Origin of the sequence: Pseudomonas sp. JAI120 (assembly GCF_014207255.1) — a bacterium.
Classification (GTDB): domain Bacteria; phylum Pseudomonadota; class Gammaproteobacteria; order Pseudomonadales; family Pseudomonadaceae; genus Aquipseudomonas.
Genome location: NZ_JACHCZ010000001.1, coordinates 1,567,217 through 1,587,408, shown reverse-complemented (window position 1 = coordinate 1,587,408; position 20,192 = coordinate 1,567,217). Strand labels below are relative to the sequence as shown.

The 20,192-nt window shown below is 55.8% G+C and carries 18 protein-coding genes and 2 pseudogenes; 8 read left to right on the top strand and 12 right to left on the bottom strand.

Annotation, left to right across the window (positions count from 1 at the left end; translation table 11 throughout):
- The first annotated feature begins 92 nt into the window (after window positions 1-92).
- On the top strand, window positions 93-1,304 hold the full coding sequence (locus HDC32_RS07390; RefSeq protein ID WP_131699835.1) for a YeeE/YedE family protein: 1,212 nt from the start codon (window positions 93-95) through the stop codon (window positions 1,302-1,304).
- A gap of 1 nt (window position 1,305) precedes the next feature.
- Here HDC32_RS07390 and HDC32_RS07385 read toward each other — a convergent pair whose 3' ends face one another.
- Window positions 1,306-1,467, bottom strand: coding sequence for a DUF2986 domain-containing protein (locus HDC32_RS07385; RefSeq protein ID WP_184743245.1), 162 nt, complete (start codon window positions 1,465-1,467; stop codon window positions 1,306-1,308).
- 164 nt (window positions 1,468-1,631) lie between these two features.
- Here HDC32_RS07385 and panB point away from each other — a divergent pair, with 164 nt between their 5' ends.
- Window positions 1,632-2,447, top strand: coding sequence for a 3-methyl-2-oxobutanoate hydroxymethyltransferase (gene panB / locus HDC32_RS07380; protein ID WP_131699834.1), 816 nt, complete (start codon window positions 1,632-1,634; stop codon window positions 2,445-2,447).
- On the opposite strand, the gene HDC32_RS07375 is transcribed toward panB, so the two are convergent.
- From HDC32_RS07375 to HDC32_RS07350, 6 genes are all read right to left on the bottom strand, one after another.
- Window positions 2,435-3,823: a PLP-dependent aminotransferase family protein gene (locus HDC32_RS07375; RefSeq protein ID WP_131699833.1), complete on the bottom strand. Its 1,389-nt coding sequence runs from the start codon at window positions 3,821-3,823 to the stop codon at window positions 2,435-2,437. The genes panB and HDC32_RS07375 overlap by 13 nt on opposite strands.
- A gap of 11 nt (window positions 3,824-3,834) precedes the next feature.
- On the bottom strand, window positions 3,835-5,061 hold the full coding sequence (locus HDC32_RS07370; protein ID WP_184743242.1) for an MFS transporter: 1,227 nt from the start codon (window positions 5,059-5,061) through the stop codon (window positions 3,835-3,837).
- A 212-nt stretch (window positions 5,062-5,273) separates the two neighbouring features.
- On the bottom strand, window positions 5,274-5,387 hold the full coding sequence (locus tag HDC32_RS07365; protein WP_184743239.1) for a DUF2569 family protein: 114 nt from the start codon (window positions 5,385-5,387) through the stop codon (window positions 5,274-5,276).
- A 48-nt stretch (window positions 5,388-5,435) separates the two neighbouring features.
- The gene (locus tag HDC32_RS07360) at window positions 5,436-6,476 is read right to left on the bottom strand and encodes an alpha/beta fold hydrolase (RefSeq protein WP_131699830.1); all 1,041 of its coding nucleotides are present in this window, start codon (window positions 6,474-6,476) and stop codon (window positions 5,436-5,438) included.
- A 93-nt stretch (window positions 6,477-6,569) separates the two neighbouring features.
- Window positions 6,570-8,591, bottom strand: a complete 2,022-nt coding sequence (locus HDC32_RS32215; RefSeq protein ID WP_145336405.1) for a methyl-accepting chemotaxis protein — start codon at window positions 8,589-8,591, stop codon at window positions 6,570-6,572.
- A gap of 551 nt (window positions 8,592-9,142) precedes the next feature.
- On the bottom strand, window positions 9,143-9,892 hold the full coding sequence (locus HDC32_RS07350; protein WP_145336401.1) for an ABC transporter substrate-binding protein: 750 nt from the start codon (window positions 9,890-9,892) through the stop codon (window positions 9,143-9,145).
- Window positions 9,893-10,493: 601 nt separating this feature from the next.
- On the opposite strand from HDC32_RS07350, the gene HDC32_RS07345 reads away from it, so the two are divergent.
- The gene (locus HDC32_RS07345; protein ID WP_184743237.1) at window positions 10,494-11,825 is read left to right on the top strand and encodes an AAA family ATPase; all 1,332 of its coding nucleotides are present in this window, start codon (window positions 10,494-10,496) and stop codon (window positions 11,823-11,825) included.
- Window positions 11,825-12,784, top strand: a complete 960-nt coding sequence (locus HDC32_RS07340; protein ID WP_184743234.1) for a DUF4435 domain-containing protein — start codon at window positions 11,825-11,827, stop codon at window positions 12,782-12,784. The genes HDC32_RS07345 and HDC32_RS07340 overlap by 1 nt, the downstream gene beginning before the upstream one ends.
- Before the next feature lie 471 nt (window positions 12,785-13,255).
- Here the strand turns inward: HDC32_RS07340 and HDC32_RS07335 are convergent, their stop codons facing one another.
- From HDC32_RS07335 to HDC32_RS07325, 4 genes and pseudogenes are all read right to left on the bottom strand, one after another.
- Window positions 13,256-14,269 (bottom strand): hypothetical protein, encoded by a 1,014-nt coding sequence (locus HDC32_RS07335; RefSeq protein WP_184743231.1) that lies wholly within the window; start codon window positions 14,267-14,269, stop codon window positions 13,256-13,258.
- Window positions 14,270-14,284: 15 nt separating this feature from the next.
- On the bottom strand, window positions 14,285-15,868 hold the full coding sequence (locus tag HDC32_RS07330; RefSeq protein ID WP_184743227.1) for an SIR2 family protein: 1,584 nt from the start codon (window positions 15,866-15,868) through the stop codon (window positions 14,285-14,287).
- A 48-nt stretch (window positions 15,869-15,916) separates the two neighbouring features.
- Window positions 15,917-16,266, bottom strand: a pseudogene (locus HDC32_RS32030) (hypothetical protein).
- 6 nt (window positions 16,267-16,272) lie between these two features.
- Window positions 16,273-16,461: a hypothetical protein gene (locus tag HDC32_RS07325; RefSeq protein WP_184743224.1), complete on the bottom strand. Its 189-nt coding sequence runs from the start codon at window positions 16,459-16,461 to the stop codon at window positions 16,273-16,275.
- 236 nt (window positions 16,462-16,697) lie between these two features.
- Between HDC32_RS07325 and HDC32_RS32025 the strand changes: the two are divergent.
- From HDC32_RS32025 to HDC32_RS07310, 4 genes and pseudogenes are all read left to right on the top strand, one after another.
- Window positions 16,698-16,942: pseudogene (locus HDC32_RS32025) on the top strand (GNAT family N-acetyltransferase); the annotation flags it as partial.
- Between the two features lie 55 nt (window positions 16,943-16,997).
- A complete protein-coding gene (locus HDC32_RS07320) occupies window positions 16,998-17,477 on the top strand; it encodes a hypothetical protein (protein WP_131699819.1) in 480 nt (159 codons plus the stop codon).
- Window positions 17,478-17,489: 12 nt separating this feature from the next.
- Complete coding sequence (locus HDC32_RS07315; protein WP_184743221.1) at window positions 17,490-17,732, top strand: hypothetical protein; 243 nt, start codon at window positions 17,490-17,492, stop codon at window positions 17,730-17,732.
- Between the two features lie 37 nt (window positions 17,733-17,769).
- Window positions 17,770-18,282 carry a hypothetical protein gene (locus tag HDC32_RS07310; protein ID WP_260403580.1) on the top strand — a complete coding sequence of 171 codons (513 nt, stop codon included), beginning with the start codon at window positions 17,770-17,772 and terminating at the stop codon, window positions 18,280-18,282.
- Between the two features lie 10 nt (window positions 18,283-18,292).
- Here the strand turns inward: HDC32_RS07310 and HDC32_RS07305 are convergent, their stop codons facing one another.
- Window positions 18,293-19,789, bottom strand: coding sequence for a PLP-dependent aminotransferase family protein (locus HDC32_RS07305; protein WP_131699818.1), 1,497 nt, complete (start codon window positions 19,787-19,789; stop codon window positions 18,293-18,295).
- Window positions 19,790-20,192 lie beyond the last annotated feature (403 nt).

Sequence of the window (20,192 nt, the reverse complement as noted above, 5' to 3'; positions counted from 1 at the left end):
ACATCGCTATCGCAGCCTCACTTAAGCCCGACAACTCCCACAGGCTATACTCGCCCGTTCGCAATCCCCCTTCAAACAAACCGAGATACCCCATGAGCACCTCTCTCCCTTTCACCCCCGCGCGCAGGCCTGTCGCGCCGCTGGTGGCCTTTATCATCCTGGTGCTGGGCGCCCTGTTCCTGCAAAGCAGCGTCGGTTCGCGCCAGGTGCTGTTGCTGGTGGTCGGCGCTGCACTGGGCTTGACCCTTTACCACGCCGCCTTCGGCTTTACCTCCGCCTGGCGCGTGTTCATCAATGATCGCCGGGGCGCTGGCTTGCGGGCGCAGATGGTAATGCTCGCGCTGGCGGTGCTGCTGTTTTTCCCGGCGCTGGGGGCGGGCACGTTGTTCGGGCAGCCGGTGGTCGGGCTGGTGGCGCCGGCCGGGGTGTCGGTGGTGTTCGGTGCGTTTATTTTCGGCATCGGCATGCAGTTGGGTGGCGGGTGTGCCTCGGGCACGCTGTTCACGGTGGGCGGCGGTAATGCGCGCATGCTGGTGACCTTGTTGTTCTTTATCTGCGGTTCGCTGATCGCCACCCACCATGTGGACTGGTGGTTTGCGTTGCCGGCATTCCCGGCGGTGTCCATCGTCAAGAGCTTTGGCGTGGTGCCGGCGTTGCTCGCCAGCCTGGCCATGTTTGCGCTTATCGCGGCCGTCACCGTGCGCCTGGAAAAACGCCGCCACGGCCAGCTTGAGGAAGGTGTCACCAGCGAACACCAAGGCCTGCGCCGCTTCCTGCGCGGGCCGTGGCCCTTGGTGTGGGGCGCGATTGGCCTGGCGCTGCTCAACTACGCCACGCTGGCGTTGGCCGGGCGGCCGTGGGGGATTACCTCGGCGTTCGCGCTGTGGGGCGCCAAGGTGGCAAGCGGGTTGGGTGTGGACGTGGCCAGCTGGGCGTTCTGGCAAATGCCGGGCAACGCCAAGGCCCTGGCTGCGCCGGTGTGGGAAGACATCACCAGCGTCATGGACATCGGCATCGTCCTCGGTGCGCTGTTGGCCGCCGGCCTGGCCGGGCGTTTTGCCCCCAGCCTGAAGATCCCGGCGCGTTCGCTGGTGGCGGCAGTGATCGGCGGCCTGCTGCTCGGCTACGGCTCGCGCCTGGCCTACGGCTGCAACATCGGCGCGTACTTCAGCGGCATCGCCTCGGGCAGCCTGCATGGCTGGGTGTGGCTGGTGGCGGCGTTTATCGGCAACGGCGTGGGCGTGCGCCTGCGGCCGTTTTTCTTTGCCGGTGAGCGCCGGCCCGAAGCGCTGAGCGGTTGCTGAGTTAACCCTCAGGGGAAATGTCTAGCGCCTGAGCGGCCTCAGTCGCCAGCTTTTCCCGCTCGGCCTTGCTGATGTACTTATCCTTGGATTTCGGTGCCAATTTGGCGCTGGCCTTTTTGGCTTTGGCCTTGAACAGCTGTTGCAGTTTTTTCTGGCGATTCATGGGTTGTTACCTGGCGTGTACGTGCGCGGATGATACCAGCTTAAAAAACCGCGACTGCTGCCTGGGTCGCTTTTTAGCGCCGATCTGTGCATTGAATCGCCGTGTCTTTCGCCAATACTCGGGCCCCGCAACCCCCGAGTATCGAACGCTATAGGGAAGACACCATGAGCCTCCACACCCGTACCAAACGCATGACCGTGCCTCAACTGGTCGCCATGAAAGGCCAGCAGAAAATCGTCTCCCTCACGGCGTACACCAGTTCCATCGCCAAGCTGATCGATCCGCTGGTGGACTTCATTCTGGTCGGTGACTCCACGGCCATGGTCGGCTATGGCCGGCCGTCGACCTTGAGCATGCAGCTCGAAGAAATCATCGGCCACACCCGCGCTGTGGTCGACAGCACGCGCCTGGCCTGTGTGATTGCCGACATGCCATTTGGCAGCTATCAGGAATCCCATGAACAGGCGTTCCGCAATTGCGCCCAGGTGTTGGCGCGCACCGGCTGCGATGCGGTCAAGCTGGAAGCCAACCAGGCGCTGGCGGGCACCGTGGCGTTCCTGGTGGCGCGTGGTATTCCGGTAATGGCGCACGTGGGGCTGATGCCGCAGTTCGTCAACGTGATGGGTGGGTTCAAGGCCCAGGGCCTCACGGCTGAAACCGGCGCCGTGATTACCGAAGACGCCCGCGCCAACCTGGAGGCGGGCGCTTTCAGCCTGCTGCTGGAAGGGGTGGCCGAAGGCGTGGCGCGGCAGATTACCCAGAACTCGGACAGGCCCACCATCGGCATCGGCGCCTCACCGGCCTGCGACGGCCAGGTGCTGGTCACCGAAGACCTGTTGGGCCTGGGTGGCGAGCACCTGCCGCGTTTCGTCAAACAGTACGCCGATGTCGGCGCGGTGATCCGCGACGCGTGCGAGCGGTTTGCCGACGACGTGCGTCACGGCCGCTTCCCCGAAGCGCGGCACTGCTACGGGCTTTGACGGATCGCCTGGGCCAACAGTTGCACGGCCTGGGCGATATCCTTGCTCCAGTCGAGGGTGTAGCTCAGGCGCACATGCTGCGCCCAGCTGCCGTGCGGGCTGAACAACTGCCCCGGAGCGATCACGACGCGCTGGGCCAGCAGGCGTTCGAACACCTGTCCCATGTCGACCGGGCGCCTGGCCTCCAGCCAGAAACTCGCGCCGCCATGGGGTTCGACCACGTCCCACTCGCCGTGCGTTTCCAGCAGGGCTTTCATGCGCGTCATCCGTTCCCGCAAGGCCGCGCGCAGCATCAGCAGGTGCTGGTCGATGCGCCCGGAGGTGAACAGCTTGGCGATCGCTTTCTGGCGGGTCGGCGACAGGCGAAACCCACGCTCCAGGAACACCCGCTGCAACTGCGGCCCTTGCCCGCGACACAGCACATAAGCGTAGGGCGCCTCCGCGCCGATCACCTTGTCGAAGGTCGAGAACACCAGCAGTTTCTGCGGGTCGGCAAAGTCGCGATAGCGGGCGGCGGGCGGCTCGAAACACAGCTCGCCGTAGGTGTCGTTTTCGAACAGCCAGATGTCCCGCTCTGCCAGCCAGCGGCAGATCTGCTGTTTATCCTGCGCCGGCATCACGCCGCCCTGGGGCACGTTCACACTGGATGACAGCACCGCCAGGCGGATCGGCTCCCGCTCGAGTAGTGCCTGGAAGGCGGGCAGGTCGAAGCGCCCGTCCGCGCCGAGGGGCATTTCAATCACGCGGATATTCGCCGCCTGCAACTGACGCAGCACCGCCCACGAACACGGCGACTCCACCAGCGCCAGCGTGCCACGCAACGCCAGGGCGCTGAGCGACAGGTCCAGCACGCTGTGCAGGTCCGAGCCGATATACACCTGTTCGGCCTGCCAATAGTGGTGGGTGGATTGGGTGTAGCGCGCGGCCAGCGCCGCACGCAGCTCGGGCTCGCCGAACGGCAGGTACAGCGGCGTCGGGGAGCGCGGATACTGGCGGGCCAGTTCGCGCTCCATCATCAACAGCGGGTTTTCCAATGACAGCAGCATCGCCGGGGCGTCGCTGCTCAGGGCCAGCATGCCCGGCTGGCGGGCGTTGGCGAACACCTGGTCGAGCAAATCAGGCGAACCTTCGCTCAACAGCGGCGCCGGCACGGCCCGGGTGAAATAGCCACGCTTGGGCCTGGCCTGGACACGCCCCTCATCCTCCAGCAGCGCATAGGCGTACTTGGTGGTCGACACCGACACGCCCAGGCGCCGGGCCAACTGGCGCAGGGACGGCAGTTGGCGTTCGCCTGCCGAAGGGCTCGCCTCGATCAACTCGACAAGGTAGCGGTACACCGCCTGATAGGCGAAAGAAGCGGCGTTGGCGGTATTCATGGTCCCTCGGTTTAGCCAGGCTGGGCCGCGAGGCTATTACTGATGTTGCGCCCCAGTACCAGCACTGTAACAAAACCGCAGCCCACCAGTGCCGTGGCCAGGCTCAACAGAACCGAGCTGCCCAGTTGGTCGACGATCTGCCCGCCGAAGAACGAACCCAAGGCAATGATCACCTGGAACAAGGCGACGAACAGCGGCATGCCGCGTTCGACATCCTTGGGCGCCACCACAAACATCCAGATACTGGCACAGGCCGGGAAGGCGCCGAAGGCGAAGCCCCACAGCCCGATCAGCATCGCTGCGCCGGTCATCCCCGTGGCGAAGTGGGGGAACAGCGCGGTGCTGGTGCCGATCATCAGCGCCACCAGCAACAGGGTGTGGCGCACGCTGCGGTTGGCGGCGAAACCGGCAAAGATATTGCCGAATACCCCGGCCACGCCGAAGAGCAGCAGCAGCGAGCCAATTGTCGGCCCATCGAAGCCGGAACTGTATTTGAAGAACGGCGCGACATAGGTGTAGGCCGCAAAGTGCGCCAGGCCGATCAACAGCACCGCGATCAACCCGACCCGCGCCTGTGGGTTGATAAACAACGCCGGCAGGTCGCTGACGCGAATGGCCTTCTCCGGGGTGAGCCGAGGCAGCAGGAACACCTGCGCCAGTAGCACCGGCACGCCCAGCAGCGCGGTGACCAGGAACGTCATGCGCCAGCCCATCAAGCCGCTGAGCCAGGTGCCCACGGGCACGCCGAGCACGGTGGCCAGGGTCACGCCCATCATGATGATCGAGGTGGCCTTCGCGACGTCCACACCCTTGGGCGCCAAGCGCCCACTGAGGGCAATGGCCGTGGCCCAGAACCCGCCGATGCTGATGCCCAGCAATACGCGTCCGAGCAGCAGCAGGTTGAAGTCACTGGCAAAGGCTACGACTGAGTTGGCAATGATCATGATCAACGTCAGGCCGATCAGCAGGTAGCGACGGTCCATGGCACCGATGCTCACCGACAGAAACGGCGCGGCGAGGGCGGCCATGATGCCGGGTAGGGTCACCATCAGGCCGGCGTGGCCGGCACTGATACCGAGGTCGGCAGCGACGTCGTTGAGCACGCCCACCGGCAGAAACTCACTGGTCACCAGGGCGAAGGCGCCCACCGCGACCGAGAGAATCGCCAGCCACTGCTGTTTCACGCTTTGTTGATTATGTTCAGGACGGCCGCTGGGGGCCTGGAGGGCGCTTGGCATGATGCTGGATTCCAAGGGGGGATGTCGCCTGAGGCCAGGCGAAGGGGAAGAACTGGGAGGCGATTATAGGAATCGGGCTTGACCACCCCATAGGCGAGCGGTTCGATAGTAATCATCAGTGCTATCGATGTGACGGGGTTGGGCTGCGTATTTCAGCGGCATCGCTTCGGGCAGCCTGCCGGTCATCCGGCAGGCGCTCGATGCTTACCGCGTCAAAGGCTGACGGGGTCAGGCGTTTCTGCCTCAACCGGTCGGTGTTGTACAAACGTTGCCTTGACCCTTTTAGAGAACAGTATGTAGGGGACCCAGATAGAGGTGGACACCATAAATAGTCAGCGCGTGTCGCGCCACGGGCTCTAAGGTCGACGGCGGCTTTACTGTCGAAACGATCGGTGTAAAAACTCACTGATCAGCCCCACCACCTGCTGCTGAATCACCGCCCTCGGCCGAGCCCCCTCGCCATCGCGGCAAATCATGCCGTCGCCTGGCGAACTCTCCTCAATCAGCGCCATGCCTCCCGGCTTGCAGATCGACATAAAGCTGAAGTGCGTGGCATCGGCGATCTCCACGTACTTCGTCGTTGCTTCAGGCAGCCGCTTGACCATGTCGGCGGACTCCAACTGCGGGTCCATATCCTCCGACGGCACGCCCCCCGCAATCACCAGCGCCGGTACCGGCAATGCAGCCAGGCTGGCGTCGGTGAAGCCGCGCGACAGGCCCAGGTCCAAGGACACGATGGCGGTGACGCGTTTGTCGCTTAAATCGGCGGCCAACCGGGCCTTGCCGGCTGGCGTGCCGGCGGGGTTCATCTCCTGGTAACCCATGCAACCGCCAAGCTTGGGGTGGGCGCTGCAGTCGCGGCTGAACAGATCGGGGTCGAAGCGCGCCCCGGCGATTTCCAGCACGGTCCAGCCGCCAAGGGAATGGCCCACGGCGGCAATCTGGCCATTCGCGACCGCGCCAAATGGCTTCGGCTGGGCCAACACCGCGTCAATCGCGCGGCTCAGGTCGGCCGGACGTTGCCATAACCGCGCGGCGGTTTGTGGGTTGCGGTCTTTTGTGGTGGTGCCGGGGTGGTTGACCGCCGCGACGATGTAGCCCTGATGCGCCAACGCACTGGCCAGCCACACCTGCTTGCCCCAGTTACCACCATAACCGTGGGAGAGCACCACCAGCGGATGCTCACCGGCAGCCGGCGGCGCGTCGGGCACGGCGAGGGCACCGATGAACACCGCGCTGTCGGCGATCAGCGTGGCTTTGGCGGTGGTGGTAGCGGGGTACCAGACGACCAGTTCGAGTGGTCGGTTGTTTTGCGCATCGGGCAGGGTGACGGTCTTGAAACCGACCGGGTTTTCGGCGGCGACGGCGGGAGCCGTCAGGCACAGCAATAGCAGGGAGGCGAGGGCGTTTTTCACTGTTGTTATCGTCCTTGATATGAGCGACGCATCATGCACTGAATCCCCGTTCAGTGCCATGAGCCCCGCGCCATTTTTACCTGCCGTTAACGCCTACCCATGGGTCAACCCCGTCAACGTATCCGCAATGGTCTTGGTCCGTTGCGCCGTACCCTCCGTTGCACGGCTCGACGCCTCCAGCACATCCAACATCTCCCGCAGCGCACCCACCCCGGTGGACTGGTCTTCAATCTGCTGGGCCACCCGCTGGATCTCACTCGACAACAAGTCGATATCCACACCAATTTCCGCCGCATTCTTGCGTGTGATTTCCGCCAGCTTGCGCACCTCGTCGGCCACCACCGCAAAGCCCCGGCCCAGGTCGCCCGCGCGCGCGGCTTCAATCGCGGCGTTGAGCGCCAGCAAGTTGGTCTGCCCGGCGATCTGCTGGATCACCTGCACAATCGACTGGATACGCAAACTCGACCCCGCCAGCGTGCGCGCCCCCTCCACCGCGACATCCGCCTGGCTCGACAGCCCCTCCACCGTGGCCCCGGCCTGGGCAGACACCGTGTTCTGCTGGCCAATCGTGCCCACCAGTTCATCCATCGAGGCGTGCAACTCACCGGAGTAATGCTTGAGCTGCGACGCGATGTCCTCATGCTGACGCTGGGCATGGGCCAACACCAGGCCCAAGTCGGCCAGGCCTTCGAAGACTGGCAGGATATTGCGGTCCAGGCCGCGGGTATTCAGGGTATTGCTGAAGTCATTGTTTTTGTATGCGGTAATCTGCTTGACGACCACATGGTTCAACCCTGCCAACTTCTTCACCTGGCGCCGTAGGAAAAATGCCTTGAACTCGCCGTAATGGGCGATGAAATTGTCCACGTATTCGTCACTGAAACTCGCGCCCTTGGCCACCCGGAAGAAGAAAATCGCCGTCAGCGTCTGGTTCAGGTTCAAGCCCAAAATCTCCCCGAAGGTCGAAAACCCCGCCAACGGCACATCCCCAAAAATGCCGGCCATGCTACCCAGCTCGGCGCTGTTGTTCAGCCGGCGCAAGATGCAGTCATTCAAAATCCCCGCCACCGGCTGGCCTCCCTTGCCGCGCAGGAACTGCTCATAGTCCAGGCGCGTCGCCTCCCGCAGCGGCGTACGCCGCACCATCACCAACTCCTCGCCCGGCGCCACGTCGCAAAACAACTGCACGATCTGCTGTTCGAAGTCGATACGCGCGATGGACCGCACAAACAACTCACTGCCCACCCGAATCGCAAACGAATAGTCCGCCAGCTTCGACTCCAGCGCCTGGGGCGCGCAACTGAACGCATCACACAGCGCCTGCACCATGCTCTTGATATTGCCGCTGCTGTCGATCACTTGGTCAATCGTGCGGTCCTCCACCGACGCCGTCAGCACACTGAAGGTCAAATCCGCCGGTTTAAAGTTCTGGCTCTTGAACACCCCAAATCGCACATGGGCCGCCGTCTTCAGAAACACGATCTGCGCATGGTTCTGATAACTGCGCTGGCCGTCATGAATCAGCGTCTTCTGGAAATCCGACTTACCCCCGGCCGATCCCCCTACAAACAAACACGGAAACCGCCCCGACTCATACAGCGCCTCCATAAAAAACGACTCCGACGCCGACAACCCATCGAACACCACATACGCCAACGTATCACGATGATCGATCGACGTACGCACCTGCACCCGCTTGATATTGGCCACCAACTTGGCAATCCGCTCCTGCATTCCCAACCGCTTACCGCCACCGCGAATGTCCTCACACTCCAACGGCACCATCACCACCTCGGCCGAGGCGATCAGACTGTCGTCGAACAACTGCAACACGACCCGGTCCCAGCGCTCGCCAGTGGCGCAATACAGCGAACCGGGCGCATTGCACAGCTCGCCGGAGGTGGTGCATAGGCTGATGGTGGACTGGGGGAAACGGCGTTTGAGCTTGGCCGCGATGGCGTCGATGTCCAGATGCGGCGAGATAAAGCCGGTGATCAGGGTGGGGGTGATACGCAGGGCAGTGAGTGAGGCGTCCAGGTCGTTGGCAGTGCTGGTGAGCGTGGCGGTGCCTTGACGATCGGCCCGGGCTTTTTTTAGAAGGGAGAGTGGGTTCATGTGGTGGACTCGATCGAGTGGTGATGCAGGGGGTAGACATACGGTTAGTAGGGTTATCGGCAGGTTGGGTGGGGACTGGAGGGGGAGGGTGGGGGATGCGACGGATGGACGCGGGTGTAGGGAGTTTTCCTATTATTGACAGGCTGCTTTCGGCCGATTCTGTTGAAAAAGTCGGCTATGGTTTCCACGGCAGAAAAGTACGCGCTTGAGATTGAAATTTTTACTTTGAGCAGAGGATTCCGGGCTCGGATTTCGCGTAGCAGCGCGCAAGAAAGGCGTTTTCAGCGGTCAATATTCCGGCAGGCTGGAAGAACCGACTTTTTCAACAGAATCGGCCAGAAGCTGTCACCGAGCGTCTACAAAATCAGGGCCGATTCACTTTGGTGAAGCATCATCTGCTCAGCAAGCTCCTTTGGCGTGGCCGGGTTAAGCCATTCCCTTGTTCCAAGGCTGATGGCTGTATGTTGCAAAAATGTTCATGGCTTATCCTCCGCGTTGAGTGAGAGCAAGGCTGGATAAGCGCGAAGCGGGCTTGCTCTGGTTCCGCGCTTTCATTGCTCGATGGGTTGGTTGTATCGATCCTGGATGCGCTCCAGCTCGCCCGAGTGGCGCAGTTGCTCCAGGGCGTGGGCCCAGGAGGCTACCAGTTCGTCGTCACAGTCGCGGCTGAAGGCAATGTACAGCGATGAGCGATAGAGCTCGATGGGAATCTGCCGCAGCGTGCCGGGGGCGATGTTCAACTGGCGGCTGTAGTAAGCCACCCCCGCATCGGTGTCGCCTATGATGATATCGGTGCGCCCGGCTAGCAGCATGCGATAGAGCTGCAGGCTCTCGGTCGCAGTTTTTTCGAGGTTGTTGAAGCCCCGCGACTGCAGAGTCTCGGGTATCAGGCCGGCATGTCTCGTTGTAATTTTTGGGGCGTGCAGTAGCTGCTCTAAGGAATTCACCGGCTGCTGCGCATTGGCTAACTGATAGGGGTGAATGGACTCTTCCACGATCGGTCCGACCCACTTGTATAACGGTTCACGCTCTGCCGTGCGGAATAGTGAATACATGATGGTCTTGGGTCGGGTCTTCAATGCACGGGCGCTTCGCATACTGGGCAGCAGCACCACCTCAAAGTCATCCCCGGTCAGCGCCATTATGCCTCGAACGATCTCCGTGGCCATGCCGGTAAGCTGATTGTTCTCCTGGTAGTTGTACGGCGCCCACTCTTCAGTAACGACCTGATACTGCTCGGACCTGACGGGAGTGCCAAGTAATAGGCAGAGCAGCGCGGCAGTAAGTGTCGAATGTTTCACGTGTTCTGCCTGGTGGGCTGTGCGGTGATCAAGGGTGGATCTGATTAAAATGGCGAAATTAGTATAGACCCTGACACAGGTCAAACGCCTGATGCAGTCCCGTAAACCGTCACCACGGCGATTGATACATACGAACTAGTACGCATGGCGCAGGTTTCTCAAGAGCGTTTAGCGGATTGCCTCTTATCGGTATCGGTTGGGACACATAGTGACCGTCCGCTTCTGGCCGACTACTGCCGGTAGCGAACGGCAGCATCGGGTCGATTGCTGCCCTTCGCGAAAGGCAGCAATCGGCCAAAAGCCGACGCTGAATACAGTTGTTAACTCGGTGACCTACGCAAGGCTTCCACCTCGCGTGTCCAAGCGCATTCAATAGCGCATCAGAGAGCTCGCGACGAATCGAATCAGCGCTCCGGAGTGTTTCGTGGCCTCGACAGCCATGGCGATTGGCCACTGTAACAATGTCGGCAGACGTGGTAAAACGATCTACTATAAGCGGTAATTTTCAGGGGAAGCTAAATACTCAGCCGTTAATAGAATTTGTGCTACGAAGAATAATACGATCAATAATTCAACCTTGACACCAGAAGGATCTATACCGATGTCACTGTTTAAAAGATTTGCGCTTTATGGATTATATGACGAGCGCGACATCGACATCCCGTTCAACACAGACACAAGAATTATTGTCGCTGAAAACGGGTATGGAAAAACCACAGTTCTTAATGCACTGTATTCCTTAGTTACAGGCGATATATCGAGACTGAGCAAGATCGACTTTAAATCCATGGAATTAGAGTTTTCGGATGGAGAGTTATTCAAAATACAAAAAACTGATCTTGAGTACGCGTTTAGCGAAATGGAAGGTGATGTAACTCAATATCTACACATGAAGCTTGGTAGAACAGTAATGGAGCGACTTATACAAGCCTATATGTCGCTAGGTGAAACAGGCATGCGCCGATCACCTACTTTTCAACGAGCGCTCAATTCCGCAGGCGGCATTGGCCCATCGACCATACTTAGAGCAATACGAGATCTAGTGGAAGCTAAGGAGGCTAGCGGATCACTATTTAATGCGAAGGAAACCTTAGATAAAATTAAATCAAAAATACCTTTTGATGTGCTATATCTTCCAACATACAGACGCGTTGAACAGGATTTGAAAAATCTATCCGGAGATGAAGAAAATAACGATAAAGCGTTTCTAAATCAGGCTATTAATTTCGGCATGGGAGACGTAGACGCACGCATAAAACAAATTACCAAAGAAATCCTCAGTTCGTCGGTTGAATGGTTCTCCAAAGTCAACGGTCAGATGCTAAATCAATTAGTTGACGGGTTAAAAATTGAACAACACATGCTGGATAGCATTCAAAGTCCAGCCGCAGTAAAGATCGTGCTTGATAGAGTCGGGAATAACATCTCAAGCAACAGCAAAGAACGAATTCTAGAACTGATAAAAACAAAAGATATTACAACCGGGCATGATCACTTAATATATTTCATTTCAAGCCTAGTTAAGGTTTATGAACAACAACGGGAAAATGACACAGCCCTGCAACAGTTCTGCGCTGTTTGCAATAAGTATTTGGGCGACAAAATGTTACGCTATGATGAAAGCAAAGTAGAAGTCGACATCGTTCGGAAAAAAAACCTTCGCGATGTAAAAATCGAGACATTATCTTCAGGAGAAAAGCAGATAATTTCCTTATTCTCAAGACTCTACCTTCATAATCAAGATAATCTTGGCATATTTTTTGATGAACCGGAACTCTCACTTTCTATTGAATGGCAAAAGACTTTGCTCCCTGACATATTGAATTCAGGAAAATGCGTATTCCTTTTCGCAACCACTCACTCACCATTTATATTTCACAACAAACTAAAGTCTCACACCGTCGACCTCAGTTCTTTTATTAAGGAGCTGTGATGAGCAGAGTAGATAAAATGTCGTCAGACGCTGAAGAATTCTCTACAAAATTTTTGGAGTTCATGAGAATAGTCGGCGCAGACCCAGAACTCCTTATCTGTATCTTTGAAGGAGAAGATGAGAAATACTTCTCTGGCCGACTACACGCGCTCTTGAACAACACAACTTGGGAATGCATAAACACTGGAGGGAGAGCTCCGGCAATTGAGTTATTTGAAACAATTATCGATCACCCACTCTACTCAGCTTACAAATATCTTTGCTTTATCGACAGAGATTACGACGACATATACGACAACCATACACCTTCCAAACTATATTCAACACCAGGGTATTCAGTCGAGAACTTTTACTTTTCACTTGCCTGCCTGAAAAAAATCCTCTCGGCAGAGTTCAATATTAAACCAGAAAACGAGCTCAAACATCTCCATGATCGCTACACTCAACTTTTCCAGAAAGCACAAAAAGAGTTTATTGCTGAAATAAAAAAATTTAATATCTGGGCAAAAACAAATTACATTATGGGAAAGAATGCAACTCCACTTAAAATGAGCATCAAATCGGTCAAAACCAACGAATTGGTTGATATAGGACTTGAAAGTGTCAAGGCGAAATACGATCATAATGATATTTCTTCAGTCTTTCCTCACTTAAATAACGCGAACTTATGCCCTGCCTCTTTTCAAGAAGCAACGTCAAAGCTAACTGAACAAGACCCAGAATTAAACTTCAGAGGTAAGAACTGCGCAGACTTTATGCGACTATATCTTCTTGCAATAAAATCTGAAATCCAAACTCTTGAATTCAAAGAAAATGAGAAACCAACAATTAGGATTAATTTCTCCAAAGACAACTTCCTTTCAGAGGTTTCTCAATATGCGGATACGCCCGCGTGCCTAATACGGTTTCTATCTCAACATTCTGCAACCACTACAACAACTCAACCTGTCCGCGCTTAACTACTAAAGCTTGGGAAGCTTCAAGCTTCCCAAGCTTCCCTGCGGCCTATAGCGGCTTCGAACCTGGCCTGAATTTGCCATAGACCGTTGTCATCTACCATGCCCAAACCTTGTCCCTGCCAGGTCTGCTATCGGCCCAGAGTGTGTAAAAACGCTTCGCCAAAATTGAAATGTGCGCGTCTACGTTAAATCTGGAATTTATCGGCACGTCTGCAGATGTGGATTTCGCGTAGAACCGCGATTTCCAGTCCGGTTTGGAATACCTGACGCGCTCAAAAACGTTTTTACACAGCCTAGGCCAAGAGCGGTCATTCAGCCCGCCTAACAAACGGGGGGCGATTCATTTCTTCAGTCGGCGCTTCCCTCTGTGACCGTGCTGACAATTTAGTTTGGAATCGAGTGATAGGAAAAGAGGCAGATTTATTATCAGAATAATAAATCTGTCCCCTTTTTCATCAAGCACTGGATAAATCAAAAATCATCATCCTTGATGTATTTGAAATAAGTACAATAGCTTTTTGCGTTTTTCAATTTAGTCAGTTCATCAAGCTTTTTGGGAGAGTATTTCATTCCGGAGTGAGTTCTATAAAAGATAAGTACAATGACAGTGAATGCTGTGCTAATGACGCTCAGTAGTGCCCCTTTGAAAGATAAAATGTGAAATAGCACTGTTTCAAGAGTAAAGCTGATTTCTGGGGCGTGTGTAGCAGGCATGAAGCTCAGTGGATAAATTACTCCAATAAAAAAGATGCATAGCACCAATGCTAAAGCTGTAGAGATTTGACGAGGAGATTCAGGGTTTCCCTCTGTCGATTGGAGCAAGTCAGCAACCAATCTTGCATGGTGCTTTGCTACAAGATAGCTTCTTTCGAGTCCTTCTCGCTCTTTGGTGATTTCATCCCAGTTGGTTTTATAAATAGGGTCGTATGTTGAGTAAAGTGATCTGCTGTTTCCGTTTGCAAAGGCGTTGTAGTTACGCATTGCCGATAGAGTTTCCGACCCCCCGAGAAGTTTGAAGATAGGGGTGTCTTTGAGTATCTCGTCTGCACGGTCAGACGCTTCTTGCTCCTCCCTTGCTGTCACGTTAGCCTCACATACTTTTGAAGCGATATATATCAACTCTTTTTTGATTTCCTCTTTTTCAGAATATCGAGAGAAATCGCTTTTATCAATAAAGTCTTCCAGTATTTGATTGGTGATTTTTTCCATTGATTCGTTTGCAGGAAAGTGTTTATCTAAGAAGTCGTGAAATTTCCGGTATTCGTCATCGTTATAATGTTTGTTGTGCCATTCCATGTTGTAACTTTTGGCGTCGTCAACAATTTTTTTTGCTTCAATCAGATAGTTGTTTAGCTTTGCAGTTTTTTCGGAGAAGGCTGTTTGATTAGAGAATATCTTAGTGATTATAAATGCGCCGAAGATACCCACTATAGCTGCGGCAGATTGAGATAGAGAGCTAAAGAACCAGTTCCAGTCTGCGCTCATTGTGTTATCTCTATTTTAAGATTGTGTAGGTTTGCTAAATCCAAATTCCAACCTATCTACCAGGCAAGCAAGCTTGCGGAAGTATGTGGAGTAGGAGGAGTGCTCGGTTTTGAGATTGTTTTTATTGTTTTCTAATAGCTCTTTTACGGCTGCAATGTCGATATCACCATCATCTTGAAAAGGAATTATTAAAGTCGCCTTTTCTGCAGTGGTCTCTGCAATGATTTCTCGAGTGGATAGATTCTTATAGTTTGACTCATAGTGTTTTCTGTATTGATTTATTCGATAATCTTTTCTGTTGGCTTTGAAGATTATTCCCTCTATCTCCGAGAACTCAGATTTCATAAGTTCGTCATGCGAAGTAATACCAAGTGCATGAAGATACCGAAAGCCCGGAATGTATTTGTTTGGTCTTTTTAATAGAGGTGGATAAACCTCTCTGAGCAGTTCTGCGGAGTCGTATTGGCTTTTTACTGAGATGATATCTGAAAATATATCGTCAATCGTTATGCCTTTGTAGCCTTGTTTTGAAATGCCTTCATAGCTTTTGGCTACGCCAACTCCTACGACAAACTCAACATCATCTTTATTGTCTATTTGATCTATATCGAGAACAGCGAGCTTTGTTTCCGGATCGTTGGATTTTACCAAGTCGTACATTTGTTCTTTGCAGTATCTTAAAATTCGAGCAGGAATTTTTCTCTTGGTGCTTTCAATAGCTTCGTATACATCAAGGTAGTTTGAAGTTCGTATTACTGTTATGTTGAGTCGAGTTTCGCCGATTGACATTAATGCAGATTGAAAGCTTGGCTCCTCATCTTGTTTTGTTCTTTGGAGGAAGATTAGATTTCTGCCGAATAAGTCAAGTTTGTCTTGGCCAAGACAATTTACAATTGACTCAATGATTTTTTGGATGTTTCTATCGCTTATCGAATACCCGATAAATATTACCGGGTGCTCAATAAATATAGTGATGAGCTTTGCTGCTAGGTATGGGTTCTTTTCCTCAAAAATTTCGTAGTCTTCATTCGTTAGCACTAGGCTGTTAGGCTGACTCGCGCAACCATGAATTTTGTAAACTTCACCTATTGATTGCGGGTTGGAGAATAAAAGCTCCTCCTGTCCTATGAAGACTTTATAATCCGGGAATAGCTCTTCTATAAATAGATCCCAATTTGTTGTTATTATCCCATCTACGTTGAGGCGAGAAAGTGCTTCTAGCTCGTCACTAAGTCCGTCTGCTGATATTTTGTTGTGGCTTATGTTGGCGAGGTAACTTGCCATTTCATGCTTTAAGGCTGAAGAAACACTTGTGATGCTGTCAGAGTTGTTTTTTCTGGATTCTGAGTATTTTTCAGACTTCCACCATATTTCATTAAAGTCTTTCGCTATTGCACTTGCAGCTTTTGCGAGATCTTGATTGTTTTGAGAAGAGTAATACCCGAACTCCTGAATTCCATCACAGAATCGTTTAAGAAGTTCATCCCACTGTTCAAGTCCTATATATCGTCGTGAAAAGCCTGATCCCACGAATAAGAACGGAGCACCACCGTTTTGCGCCAATAGACGGGTTAAGCTTAGAGTAATATGTGACGCCATGACCAACTCCCTTGTGGCTGCGGAAAATCTTATTTTTCGAGTCTAGCACTAGAAGCTATTGGCTATCATTGTCCTAACAGGAATCCGATGGTTGTGTAACGTTTCACCTTGGCGACACCACCAAGATTGCGCATATGCACAGCCGTCGATGTATTCGATTCCGCTCAATACAAAGCCGGTGAAGGCCATCCCGGCGAGCGTGGCATCCGGTAGAGGCGGTAGTGAATCGGGTCGAGGGGCATGCCTACCTCAACGCGAGCAATGTTTGCAGCTCGACCCAGCTGCGGACACACGGTTGAGTTGACCATTACATTGCCCCGTATAGCTGGATACCGACGTCGCTCTTTGGGATCGAGCGCGACACCGCGTTTGCGCATTGGTGTGACCAGTACGTGCATGGCGTGTTACTCACCAATTTTAATATCAGGCAACGCTTCGACTGCGAAAGCCAGCGCGGCATCTGCCAATTCCAACAGATCGCTTAGGTCGTCTGCATCAATAATGTGGCTTTCGTATAGCGCATAAGCCTGCTGGAGTAACGCTTTGTGATGCGCACCAGGCATTGCAAGAAGCGCAACGTCATCGCGCAGCATCAATTCCCACAGCGCGATAGCTGACGACTTTGTGGAAACGGCTTCCGTAGTTCGAAAAGGGGACAGATTTATTTAATGCGCTCGCAACGTCCCCTTCTGGCCGATTGCAGCCCTTCATGAAAGGCGGTAATCGGCCAAGAGCCGCCAGTCGACGTCCCTTAAATAAGCGCTAAGCAGGGTTTCGCGATGAAAAGCGGGATAGCTAATACGAAAATTAATGCGCTGTTAGGGGCTAGCACCTATACGTGAGGCCGAGCGCGCAGGGTTTGGGGATCGGCGCGGTTGTACTCGCACAGGTTTTCGAAGCAGCGGATGCAGCTGCACTGCCGATCACAGTAGGTGCCCTCAAAGAAAGTGCCTCGAACCGTTTTACACCCGCCATGGCTTCGTGTTCGTCGAAAGCAGTGAATTCGACAATTATTATGACCGTCAGCACCTTACGCCGCGGTGTGCACCTTGCCAGCCAGGTGAAATGATTTGAATCCAGCGCCCGCCTTCTAGACAATCCCCGCCTTTGGCTCGAAAGGATGCGTGCGATGAAGTTCGAAGGGACTTTCCAATACATGGGCAATCACGGGATCGTGTTCAACGTCTCGCAGATCACCCTCACCGACAGCGAACGCGGGCGGCTGCGCGAGCTGCATTTTGGTGAGGCGAAGAGCGCGCACTACGAGGTCAACCGCAAGGTCGTCGAGGTGTACGACAAGATGCTGGCCAAGAACCTGCCGTGCCTGATGATGATCGGCATCTCCAAGCCGCTGACTCGGCAGCAGGGCGATGTGCTCAACGCCCAGCGCACCAGAATCGCCAACTTGGCGGCCTCGGCCTTCGCGGGCGTCACCTCTTACGTTGCCTCCCCCTACGTGGGGGCCCCCGTCGGCGCCGGTGTGCGCATGTACGTGAATGAAACCCTGCCCACCTATCATGCAGGCGACATACTGGTGAGCATCGAGGCGCAGGTGAACGGCGGTATCGGCCCGCAACGTACCGCCTCGACACTGATCATCAAGACCTGACGGGAGAAACCCATGTCTGACATTACCCAACTGGTCGCTGCTCTGGTGCTGTTCTTTCTGCTCGATCGGTTTCTTAAGTCGTACCCGCTTCGCAAGTGGTTAGGGGTACTGCTGGCGGCGATGGGGGCGGTCGGCTGCGTTGCGGCGAGCCACATCCGCTTGCTTGGATTTGACCTGGGGTTGCTGTCGATCTTTGCCGTTGCACTGGGGGTGGGGTTGTTCCTAAAGCGGCGGCGGTTCGAGCAGATGGGTTGAAGGTGGCAGGGCTCTTCAAGCTGCTTGGCGGTAGCAGATGGCCCGCCAGGAACGTCCGCAATTGATCATCGTCGGCGCTTCGGCCTATTCACGGGCGCTGGACTTCGCGCGCTTTCGCGCAATTGCCGACGAAGTCGGGGCCTTCCTGATGGCCGACATTGCGAACGCCCAGGCCTTGTGCGGGCGTTTGGCCGAAGGCGGGTTGTCGGTGGTCTCGGGCGGCACCGACTGTCACCTTGGCGTGATTGACCTGCGGCCGTGGGGCCTGGTCGGCAATGTCGCCGAACAGGCGCTGGAAGCGATCGGAATTACCGTGAACAAAAATATCGTGCCGGGCGACGAGGTCAAACCCAGTGTCACCTCCGGCATTCGCATCGGCAGCGCGGCCTGCACGTCGCGGGGCATGGGCGTGGATGAATTTCGCGAGATCGGCGACATGATCCTCGCCATGCTCGGCGGCGTGCGCAGCGGCGCCCTCGACAGTCGCACCGAGCGCTCGATTCGCGAAGGCATCGGCGAACTGACCAAGCGTTTCAAGCTGCCTTACTGAGCGGTTGCCTCTAGATTTTCAGCGCATTGGCCAGGCGCAGCATGGCGGCTTCGATTTCATACGCGGTCAACGACGAGTAGCCCAGCAGCCAGCCGTATTGCTGCGGTTCGCCTGCGTACAGCTTGCTGAGTCCGGACAATTGCACGCCGGCGGTGGCCGCCTGGCGGATGGTTTTTTCTTCGCTCCAGCCCGCTTTCAGCAGACAGGGAATCTGCAACCCGCCCGGCGGCAACTGGGCGGTGACGACCTCGCCCAGGTACTTGCCAATGGCGTCATGCATGATCGAGCGGCGCCCGGCATAGAGCTTGCGCATGGCCCGCACGTGGGCGTTGTAATGGCCGTCTTCCATAAACCGCGCCAGGGTCAGTTGCAGCACTTGCGGCGTATGCCCGTCCATCATGCTGCGCGCGTAGGCAAAGGGCTTGACCAGTTCGTGGGGCAGCACCATGTAGCCCATGCGCAAGCCGGGGTAGAGCGTCTTGCTGAACGTGCCGATGTAGAGCGTGCGCTGATACTTGTCCAGACCCTGCACGCAGGCGGTGGGTTGTCCGTCGTAATGGAACTCGCTGTCGTAGTCGTCCTCGATCAGCCACTTGCCTTTTTCCGCCGCCCAGTTGATCAACTCAAGGCGCCGTTCCAGCGGCAGCGTCACGCCGGTGGGGTATTGGTGCGACGGTGTGACGTACACGCAGTTGGCGCCGCTGCGGTCGGCGTACAGCAGGTCGGTGCGGATGCCGCGTTCATCGACATCGATGGGCAGCACCTTGGCTTCAGCGATCTCGAAGGCTTTGCGTGCGCCGTAATAGCCAGGGTTTTCCAGCAGGATCGGCTTGCCGGCATCCACCAGCAACTGCGCGCAGAGGTACAAGGCCTGGCGCGTGCTGCTCAGCACCAGCACCTGATCGGGCGAACACTTGGCCCCGCGCTCTAGGTTCAGGTAGGTGGCAATCGCCTTGCGCAGCGGCTCGGCGCCTTGCGGGTCGCCGTGCAAGAGCACGTTGGCGCGATAGTCCTTCATCACCTGGCGTTGCAGGCGTTCCCAGACATCCGTGGGGAAACTGCGGGTTTCCGGCAAACCGGTGGCGAAGGCCTTGATGACTTGCTGGTCGCTGACGCCGCCCGTTTCGAAGATCATCCGCCCTCGCTGGCTCAGCGCGGCGCCGGGTGCGGCGGCGTTGCTGCGCACTTCCTGGGCCTTGATGCGCCGGCGTGTGGCGCCGCGCAATTCGACGCCGACCGTGTCGCAGACGTAACTGCCGGCACCCTCGCGGCGTACGATAAACCCGTCCCGATGCAACTGCACGTAGGCGTTCTCGACGGTGTCGCGGGCGCACCCCAGTGACTTTGCCAATACCCGTGTGGCAGGCAGTTTCAGGCCGGGGCCGAGGGCGCCGTCGAGGATCAGTGCGCGCAACGCCCGCTGGATGCGCTGGTGCAAGTCCAGCAGCTGAAACTCCACGTCGTTGAGGCGCATTTTCAGGGTTTCGAGCTCGAAGGTTTTTGCCATGCGGTCTGCTCAGTCCTTTGGAATTGGCCTGTAATGGCAGGCCAGTCTATCCGTAGAATCCAGCCCTCGCCAGCCCGGCCCCACGGCGGTTCCGCTGGAAGTGCTCGCCCAGGCACACGAAGAATTTTTTTTGCCGGCACCGGTATGTCGGTGATGGAGATCAGCCATCGCTCCCGCGTGTTCATGGACGTGGCCCGCCCGACAGCGCCGCTGGTGTGTGATGCGCGCCAGCCTCTACAACGCCGTCTCGTTAACCGCAGTCGAGGCGCTGACTGACTTTATGGCTGACTTCGCACGCGCACATGGGTAACCGCCCCTGCGCGAAAAAGTGGTCTGGTCTGCTGCGCACAAGCGTAGGGGCAACCCCCACCATTCAACGGCTATAAATGACCGCCTGGCCACG